A 7,680-nucleotide genomic window follows, 5' to 3' on the forward strand; every position below is an offset into this window, starting at 1 on the left:
TAGATGAAGATAAACCAAATAGTGTGAAGTTGTAAACTAGGTATTACTGAATGGAACCGCTTTATCAGTACGCATGGCTAGTTCCCGTCCTACCCTTGGTAGGCGCTACCCTAGTCGGTGCGGGCTTAATTTCCTTTAATGAAGTCACCAATCGTCTGCGACAGGTGAATGCTGTATTAATCATTTCTACCCTCGGTGCGTCGATGGTGCTGTCTTTTGCGCTGCTGTGGAGTCAAATCAATGGACACGCTCCCTACAACCAAATGATCGATTGGGCATCGGCGGGTAACTTTCACCTGAAAATGGGTTATACGATCGATCATCTCAGCGCTTTAATGTCGGTTATCGTCACCACCGTGGCCTTTTTGGTGATGATTTATACCGATGGTTACATGGCCCATGACCCCGGTTATGTGCGTTTTTACGCCTATCTCAGCATTTTTAGCAGTTCTATGCTCGGTTTGGTCATCAGTCCCAACCTCGTCCAAATCTACGTTTTCTGGGAATTGGTGGGGATGTGTTCCTATCTGCTAGTAGGTTTCTGGTTCACTCGTCCGGCGGCTGCCGAGGCCTGTCAAAAAGCCTTTGTTACCAACCGCGTCGGCGATTTTGGCTTATTACTGGGAATGCTGGGGCTTTTCTGGGCCACCGGTAGCTTCGAGTTTGATATCATGGGTGAACGTCTAGAGGAATTAGTCTCTTCTGGAGCCATTGCCGGCAGTTTAGCGGCATTATTCGCCGTTTTAGTCTTCCTTGGACCGGTGGCCAAATCAGCCCAATTTCCCCTTCATGTCTGGCTACCGGATGCCATGGAAGGTCCGACCCCGATTTCGGCCCTGATTCACGCCGCCACGATGGTGGCCGCCGGAGTTTTCCTGATTGCTCGGATGTATCCCGTTTTTGAGCCAATTCCCACGGCGATGACGGTAATTGCTTGGACGGGGGCCTTTACTGCCTTTCTAGGGGCAAGTATCGCCCTCACCCAGAATGATATCAAAAAGGGTTTAGCCTATTCCACCATCTCCCAATTGGGTTATATGGTTATGGCTATGGGTATCGGCGCTTATAGTGCGGGGTTATTCCACCTGATGACCCACGCTTATTTTAAAGCGATGTTGTTCCTCGGTTCCGGTTCGGTCATCCACGGTATGGAGGATGTGGTCGGTCATGAGCCGGTTTTAGCGCAAGATATGCGGATGATGGGCGGTTTACGCAAGTATATGCCCATTACCGCCCTAACTTTCCTGGTGGGAACTCTGGCCATCTGTGGGATTCCTCCCTTCGCTGGTTTCTGGTCGAAGGATGAAATTCTCGGTTTAGCTTTTGAGGCGAACCCGTCCTTATGGTTAATCGGTTGGGGGACTGCGGGTTTAACAGCTTTTTATATGTTCCGGATGTACTTTAACACCTTTGAAGGGGAGTTTAGAGGTACTAATAAGGAGATTAAACGCCGACTGTTAGCCAACGCGGGCGCGATTCCGGCTTTTGGACCGGGGGCAATGAATGTTAAGCAATTGGACTCGGAAGCGCAGGAAGAAGACAACCACGGCCATCATGCCCATGAACCCCACGAATCGCCAATTACTATGACTTTACCTCTCATGATTTTAGCGGTTCCTTCTTTGTTAATCGGTTTGGTGGGTAAACCTTGGCAGAATTTCTTCGAGGGTTTTATTCATGTTCCCAACGAAGTAGTGGAAGAAGTTCATGCTTTTGATTGGACGGAGTTTCTGATTATGGCGGGTAATTCGGTAGGGATTGCTTTAATCGGGATTACTGTCGCTTCTTTGATGTATCTCCAGAAGAAAATTGACCCCGCAACTATTGCCGAAAAATTCCCCGTTTTGTATCGTTTTTCCCTGAACAAATGGTACATTGATAATCTCTATGATCGAGTTTTTGTCCAGGGTTGTCGTCGTCTCGCACGGCAAATTATGGAAGTGGATTATCGCGTTATCGATGGGGCGGTGAATTTAACCGGTTTAGCTACTCTTGTCAGTGGTGAAGGTCTTAAATACCTCGAAAATGGTCGCGCCCAATTCTACGCTTTAATTGTCTTTGCCGCAGTTTTGGTTTTAGTAATTGTCTATAGTCTGGTGTAGATTTTTAAGCCGTTGACTAAAGATTTTTAGGGGCGCAAAGCCCCTTTTTTCGGCTTTAAGTACCCCTTTTTAAGGGGAATTTAGGGGTTTGGGAAAAGCGATAGCTTTTGATATACTCTTTAAAAATAGATGATAATTGAAATAGGTTTTGCTCCCTTTGAATTAAATAACGTTGTTGCAAGGATTGTAAACCATTGATTAAATCACTGGCAGATAAATCTAGGTTATTTTTTAACTCCTCTCTAGATAAAGGTGGAAGTCCAGTAATTACAATTTACTGAGAGAGCAAGAAAACAATCAGATGAGTTTAAAATTGCCTTTCCCGAAGATTTTAGGCTTGATTAAGCCAATTGATTAAGTCAGCTTGACTCTCAAAGTCTAGTAATGCTTCTCCTCAGTCTTCTAATTGTTCAACGGCTAGTTTTTCGATAGTTTCGGTAATATTCGGGGGCAGTTGACCAAAACGTCGGTTAAGCAAGCGTAGCACTAGCTTGGCTTCTCCTTTTTGAAGTCCGATGGCTTCTCCTTGTTGAATCGCTTTTTCTCTATCTTGTTCGTATAAAGGGGCTAAACGCATAATAAATTTCCTCTCCTCTTGGGTTCTTTTTGGTAAGGCTTGCAAGTTCCTACTCAAATTGTATAATAATTTTAAGGAAGCTGATTTTAAGGGATTATGGGGAGATAATGCCTCTAATTCATCAATCGCTCTGGTTCTGGTTCCTCCTCTACCTAATAATCTTAACCAAAGGGTTTCAGGGGTTTCGGGTAATTGATGCAGTACAATAAGGGATGTGGTTAATGCTGGAGGTAAAAAATAAATTCCTTCTCCCCAATCTGGATGATTGAGAGCGGAAAAAGCAGTTATAATTCTTTGACTGGCCGTAGGAGTTAGTATCCATAGTCTAGGAATATTTTTACATCTGACAACGCCAAAAGACAGTAGGAAACTTCTATTTAATACTGCACACTTAAAAACTCACATCTGATAACTGATAACTTACCCACTGATAACTTACCCACTGATAACTGATAACTGATAACTGAATGGTCTCCTAGTTATTTTGTTTCTTCTGTGGGAGGTGCGCCCTTGGAAGTTCTCAGATGCTCTATTAGGGATCAAGAAAAGCCGTCGTAGAACGACGGGGTTTTAAACCCAAATTTTCGATAAAAAGCGATCGCTCCACAGTTTAAACTTATAAAACCGCCATCGACAAAGAAGCGGTGAGGAGTAGTTCATTAGACCTATCCAGGATGGTTAGGCAGAGAATGATATTGAAAGATGCCAAAGATACTGCCGACACTGCCAATACTAAGAATACTGCCGACACTGCCAATACTGAGCATACTGCCGACACTGCCAATACTGAGCATACTGCCGATACTAACCAGACTTAAAATGCTGCCGGCACTAGCGAGACTTAAAATACTGCCAGCACTGCCTAAACTCAAGATACAGCGATAACTAGCTTTGCTCAGATAATTAAGACCAGAAATCATTTTAAGTCGGGGAAAGATTGCGGAATAGTTAGGGAAGTATTTTGCCAAACCTGTTGTAAACGCATAGCCGGCATAGTTAGATAAAGAATATCACCTTGATCGAGAGTGATTTCCAGTAATTGCCAACCGTGGATAGTTTGACCTTGTTTTTCTAAGTAAAGTGGCACAAAATCCGCATTCATCGCCGCTTCCTTGATAATTTGCCCCATAAAAGGATGATTAGGTGTGATTAATGTAGCCAAAGCAACCCAGAGGAGATCATCGGTCATGCCATTACCGAGAATTCTACCGCCCAAAGCGGCCGCAGCGAAGGAATAGGTAGCCAGATCCCGGGGACATAATACCGTATCAAAATCAAAAACCTCTTGAATCGATCGCCCGAATTGTTCCTGAGAGCAGCGTAAAACTAGATTAATTTTAGGAGCGATCGCTTTAGCAGTGAGGGCAATCTCCACATTAATCATATCCTCGTAAGTCACCACGATCAAAGATTCAGCGTTGTTAATATTAGCCGTTTCTAGGGTAGCCACTAGACGCGCATCCTCGATAATAACGGGGATTCCCCAGGAGCGCACGGAATGCAAAAATCTATTATTGTGGTCTGATTCAATCACCACCACTTCACAGCCTTGCTCGTGTAATTGTCGCACGATCCGGGTGCCGATACCTCCTAAACCACAGATAATGTGATGATTGCGGACGGGAATGCGGGTAGCATCCCAAAACTGCTTAAAGCGACTACCGAGGATAAAATCGTTGAGGAGAGCATAACAGATACCGATAACCCCCGCACCGACAATCATCATGACCACGGTAAAAATTTTGATACTATCAGGGGTAGATTCGGCCACTTTTTCGTTACCTCCGGCGCCGGTAATCATCCCGACGGAGAAATAGAGGGAATCGACGAGGGAAATTTTTTGATTAACGCTGAGATAGGTAATGGTAGCAAGGGAAATCATCCCCAGGAGAGAAAGGGTGACAAGAATTACCGGTTGGACATAGTGCTGATAGGGACGGAGATTGAGCAGATTTCTCAGCCACTTTTGCAGTTTAAAACGCTGTTTTGCCTTAATTGTCGGTTTATTGCCGATAATGAGATGATCGCCAGTTTGGAGTTTTTTGCCTAAAAGAACTGCGGAAACCAGATCGATTTCGTCGTGAGCGGGGAGATAATAGATTAACATCCGGGCCGGATCGTCCCAAAGTTCGTAGAGAGGTAATCCCCACCAAGGATGATTTTCATCGATAATTATCTCTTGAATCGGCCAAAGGCGATCGAATAGCTGTAATTGACCGATAGCTTTATTACCAAGGGCAGCAAAGGAAAAGATCGGGGCTGCTAGGGAAGCAACGCTCATGCTAACGTGAGCAGGGAGGGTTTGATCAAGTCTTTCTCCCAAAGTTTCGTTAAATAGTCGGTTAACTATCCGAATTTTCGGGTTAATTATTCTTGCGCGGGTGAGAATTTCCAGATTGAGTGCGTCGTTATCGATGGCCAAAACTAGGGTTTCTGCATCCGGAAGGCCAGCTTGCAGGAGAGTTTTAGGAGAGCAGGGATCGCCGATAATAATATCAGACTGGTATTCACAGACCATTTGGCGATCGCTAATCGCTACCACTGCCGCAGATTGTTGTTTGAGTAAACAAAAGATTTTATAACCCGTGCGACCTAATCCACAGACGATGATTTGCGGTTTCATTCGTCGAGCGCGTTTTTTGCTGATTAACCTTTCATTTCTAGCGCAAAAACTAGGAAAAATCTGTAACTAAAGCTGCAATATTGCCAATTTTCCCAATCAGGCTTTGAAGATGATAAAATAACCATCATCATTGATTTGATCACTTAAGCCTTGACTCGCTTTCTTTGGGATAAATTTAGTAAAGATTACCTCGAAACCTTTCTCTCTTCTTCCGGTGACGTGAAAACTAGCCTTGATGTGACGGCAGAAACTCAAGAAATTGATGTCTATTTTCGACCGACTTCCCCAGAAATGCCGCCCGAATTAGGTTTATTGGGCCGATTAGCTCAAACCCCTTGTCTATTGGAACCCTATCGCAATCCGGTCACGATTGATGGCATTATTGCCTGTTTATCTAAACTGTTGACTGTGCGGGAACAATTACAAAGAGAAGCTCACCGTCATCAACAACCCTTATTAGCAGAAAATATCCCTAGACTATGGATACTAACTCCTACGGCCAGTCAAAGAATTATAACTGCTTTTTCCGCTCTCAATCATCCAGATTGGGGAGAAGGAATTTATTTTTTACCTCCAGCATTAACCACATCCCTTATTGTACTGCATCAATTACCCGAAACCCCTGAAACCCTTTGGTTAAGATTATTAGGTAGAGGAGGAACCAGAACCAGAGCGATTGATGAATTAGAGGCATTATCTCCCCATAATCCCTTAAAATCAGCTTCCTTAAAATTATTATACAATTTGAGTAGGAACTTGCAAGCCTTACCCAAAAGAACCCAGGAGGAGAGGAAATTTATTATGCGTTTAGCCCCTTTATACGAACAAGATAGAGAAGCAGCGATTCAACAAGGAGAAGCCAAGGTAGTGCTACGTCAACTAAAGCGACGTTTTGGTGAACTTCCCCCGCATATTACCGAAACTATCCAAAAACTCTCAGTAGAAAAATTAGAAGACTTAGGAGAAGCATTGCTAGACTTTGAGACTCAAGCTGACTTAATTAATTGGCTGACCTAATAAATAGGCTTTGAAGATGATAAAATAATCATCATCATTGATTTAATCACTTAGGTCTTGACTCGCTTTCTTTGGGATAAATTTAGTGAAAGACTACCTCGAAACCTTTCTCTCTTCTTCCGGTGACGTGAAAACTAGCCTTGCTGTGACGGCAAAAACTCAAGAAATCGATGTCTATTTTCGACCGACTTCCCCAGAAATGCCGCCCGAATTAGGTTTATTGGGCCGATTAGCTCAAACCCCTTGTCTATTGGAACCCCATCGCAATCCTGTCACGATTGAGGGAATTCTCGCTTGTTTATCTCAACTGTTGACTGTGCGGGAACAATTACAAAGAGAAGCTCACCGTCATCAACAACCCTTATTAGCAGAAAATATCCCTAGACTATGGATACTAACTCCTACGGCCAGTCAAAGAATTATAACTGCTTTTTCCGCTCTCAATCATCCAGATTGGGGAGAAGGAATTTACTTTTTACCTCCAGCATTAACCACAGCCATTATTGTCCTGCATCAATTACCTGAAACCCCTAAAACCCTTTGGTTAAGATTATTAGGTAGAGGAGGAACCAGAACCAGAGCAATTGATGAATTAGAGGCCTTGTCTCCTAGTCATCCCTTTAAATCAGCTTCCTTAAAATTATTATACAATTTGAGTAGGAACTTGCAAACCTTACCCAAAAGAACCCAGGAGGAAAGGAAATTTATTATGCGTTTAGCCCCTTTATACGAACAAGATAGAGAAGCAGCGATTCAAAAAGGAGAAGCTATCGGACTTCAAAAAGGTAGAATCGAAGGGATTCAACAAGGAGAAGCCATCGGACTTCAAAAAGAAGCATCCAAGTTAGTGCTACGTCAACTAAAGCGACGTTTTGGTGAACTTCCCCCGCATATCACCGAAACTATCCAAAAACTCTCAGTAGAAAAATTAGAAGACTTAGGAGAAGCATTACTAGACTTTGAGACTCAAGCTGACTTAATCAATTGGCTGACCCCCACTTGTTTGACCCAATCCATAATGGTTGTTCGTGACACTCCTGTCACTCTCTCAATGCCTCGAAATCCCAGGCCATTTACCTACATTTTCAGACAGATACGCTTAACATCATCGCTATAGCCCTTTGTTTCATAGCTGTGGATTAACTGACGACCACAGTTTACACATATATAGTTTTGTTTTTGACCACGATGACCATTTTTATTGATGTGGTCACTTTGACATTCTGGACATTTCATCGTTTTTTTTCCTTCATCGAAAATTTGGGTCTGAAACCCCGTCGTTCTACGACGGCTTTACCGTTAAATATGAGCATCGTTTACGAAATATATGCTAAAATGTGAGGTATGGAAAAAGCCTATTC

General features: G+C 43.4%; 5 protein-coding genes and 5 pseudogenes. 5 read left to right on the forward strand and 5 right to left on the reverse strand.

Annotation, left to right across the window (positions count from 1 at the left end; translation table 11 throughout):
- The first annotated feature begins 50 nt into the window (after positions 1-50).
- On the forward strand, positions 51-2,102 hold the full coding sequence (locus H6F92_RS21250; protein ID WP_190359381.1) for an NAD(P)H-quinone oxidoreductase subunit 5: 2,052 nt from the start codon (positions 51-53) through the stop codon (positions 2,100-2,102).
- 55 nt (positions 2,103-2,157) lie between these two features.
- Here the strand turns inward: H6F92_RS21250 and H6F92_RS26285 are convergent.
- Together H6F92_RS26285 and H6F92_RS26290 are read right to left on the reverse strand one after the other, a co-directional pair.
- Positions 2,158-2,355 (reverse strand): annotated as a pseudogene (locus H6F92_RS26285) (hypothetical protein); the annotation flags it as partial.
- Positions 2,356-2,433: 78 nt separating this feature from the next.
- Positions 2,434-3,018, reverse strand: a pseudogene (locus H6F92_RS26290) (DUF4351 domain-containing protein); the annotation flags it as partial.
- A 129-nt stretch (positions 3,019-3,147) separates the two neighbouring features.
- Here H6F92_RS26290 and H6F92_RS21260 point away from each other — a divergent pair.
- Positions 3,148-3,237: pseudogene (locus H6F92_RS21260) on the forward strand (IS200/IS605 family transposase); the annotation flags it as partial.
- Between the two features lie 107 nt (positions 3,238-3,344).
- Here H6F92_RS21260 and H6F92_RS21265 read toward each other — a convergent pair.
- Together H6F92_RS21265 and H6F92_RS21270 are read right to left on the reverse strand one after the other, a co-directional pair.
- Positions 3,345-3,599 carry a hypothetical protein gene (locus H6F92_RS21265; RefSeq protein WP_190359382.1) on the reverse strand — a complete coding sequence of 85 codons (255 nt, stop codon included), beginning with the start codon at positions 3,597-3,599 and terminating at the stop codon, positions 3,345-3,347.
- On the reverse strand, positions 3,596-5,302 hold the full coding sequence (locus tag H6F92_RS21270; RefSeq protein WP_190359383.1) for a potassium channel family protein: 1,707 nt from the start codon (positions 5,300-5,302) through the stop codon (positions 3,596-3,598). The genes H6F92_RS21265 and H6F92_RS21270 overlap by 4 nt, the downstream gene beginning before the upstream one ends.
- A gap of 150 nt (positions 5,303-5,452) precedes the next feature.
- Here H6F92_RS21270 and H6F92_RS21275 point away from each other — a divergent pair, with 150 nt between their 5' ends.
- Both H6F92_RS21275 and H6F92_RS26860 read left to right on the forward strand, forming a co-directional pair.
- Complete coding sequence (locus H6F92_RS21275; RefSeq protein ID WP_190359384.1) at positions 5,453-6,319, forward strand: DUF4351 domain-containing protein; 867 nt, start codon at positions 5,453-5,455, stop codon at positions 6,317-6,319.
- Positions 6,320-6,376: 57 nt separating this feature from the next.
- Positions 6,377-7,310 (forward strand): annotated as a pseudogene (locus tag H6F92_RS26860) (DUF4351 domain-containing protein); the annotation flags it as partial.
- 2 nt (positions 7,311-7,312) lie between these two features.
- Here the strand turns inward: H6F92_RS26860 and H6F92_RS21285 are convergent.
- A pseudogene (locus H6F92_RS21285) lies at positions 7,313-7,555 on the reverse strand (IS1/IS1595 family N-terminal zinc-binding domain-containing protein); the annotation flags it as partial.
- Between H6F92_RS21285 and H6F92_RS21290 the strand changes: the two are divergent.
- Complete coding sequence (locus tag H6F92_RS21290) at positions 7,508-7,660, forward strand: hypothetical protein (protein ID WP_190359387.1); 153 nt, start codon at positions 7,508-7,510, stop codon at positions 7,658-7,660. The pseudogene H6F92_RS21285 and the gene H6F92_RS21290 overlap by 48 nt on opposite strands.
- Positions 7,661-7,680 lie beyond the last annotated feature (20 nt).

This window comes from Microcystis wesenbergii FACHB-1317 (assembly GCF_014696875.1).
Lineage (GTDB): Bacteria > Cyanobacteriota > Cyanobacteriia > Cyanobacteriales > Microcystaceae > Microcystis > Microcystis wesenbergii_A.

Coding starts and splice junctions, on each gene's coding strand:
- H6F92_RS21250 (WP_190359381.1), top strand. CDS start 51: ATGGAACCGCTTTATCAGTACGCATGGCTAGTTCCCGTCCTACCCTTG.
- H6F92_RS21265 (WP_190359382.1), bottom strand. CDS start 3,599: ATGATTTCTGGTCTTAATTATCTGAGCAAAGCTAGTTATCGCTGTATC.
- H6F92_RS21270 (WP_190359383.1), bottom strand. CDS start 5,302: ATGAAACCGCAAATCATCGTCTGTGGATTAGGTCGCACGGGTTATAAA.
- H6F92_RS21290 (WP_190359387.1), top strand. CDS start 7,508: ATGACCATTTTTATTGATGTGGTCACTTTGACATTCTGGACATTTCAT.